A 481-nucleotide genomic window follows, 5' to 3' on the forward strand; every position below is an offset into this window, starting at 1 on the left:
TGGTGGCTACGACGGGATTTGAACCTGTGACCCCATCATTATGAGTGATGTGCTCTAACCAGCTGAGCTACGTAGCCTGAGTTTACTGCTTACTGCATCCGAAGATGGCTGGGATACCTGGATTCGAACCAGGGAATGCCGGTATCAAAAACCGGTGCCTTACCGCTTGGCGATATCCCATCTGTTGACTCGTATCCACGAGAAATTTCGGATTGGCTGGGGTACCTGGATTCGAACCAGGGAATGCCGGTATCAAAAACCGGTGCCTTACCGCTTGGCGATACCCCATCCGGCTGCCGAAGATGAAATGGTGCGGGAGGCGAGACTTGAACTCGCACACCTTGCGGCGCTAGAACCTAAATCTAGTGCGTCTACCAATTTCGCCACTCCCGCGAAAAAAAAGATGGTGGCTACGACGGGATTTGAACCTGTGACCCCATCATTATGAGTGATGTGCTCTAACCAGCTGAGCTACGTAGCC

The 481-nt window shown here is 52.4% G+C and carries 5 tRNA genes; all 5 read right to left on the reverse strand.

Annotated elements, in window-relative coordinates:
* The 5 genes from QMZ30_RS25795 to QMZ30_RS25815 all read right to left on the reverse strand — a co-directional run bounded on the left by QMZ30_RS25795 (position 1) and on the right by QMZ30_RS25815 (position 481).
* A tRNA-Met gene (locus QMZ30_RS25795) sits at positions 1-77 on the reverse strand.
* Positions 78-105: 28 nt separating this feature from the next.
* A tRNA-Gln gene (locus tag QMZ30_RS25800) sits at positions 106-180 on the reverse strand.
* Positions 181-213: 33 nt separating this feature from the next.
* Positions 214-288, reverse strand: a tRNA-Gln gene (locus QMZ30_RS25805).
* A 20-nt stretch (positions 289-308) separates the two neighbouring features.
* Positions 309-393 (reverse strand) — tRNA-Leu (locus QMZ30_RS25810).
* A gap of 11 nt (positions 394-404) precedes the next feature.
* A tRNA-Met gene (locus QMZ30_RS25815) sits at positions 405-481 on the reverse strand.

Source organism: Pantoea sp. EA-12 (assembly GCF_030053355.1).
GTDB lineage: Bacteria > Pseudomonadota > Gammaproteobacteria > Enterobacterales > Enterobacteriaceae > Pantoea > Pantoea vagans_C.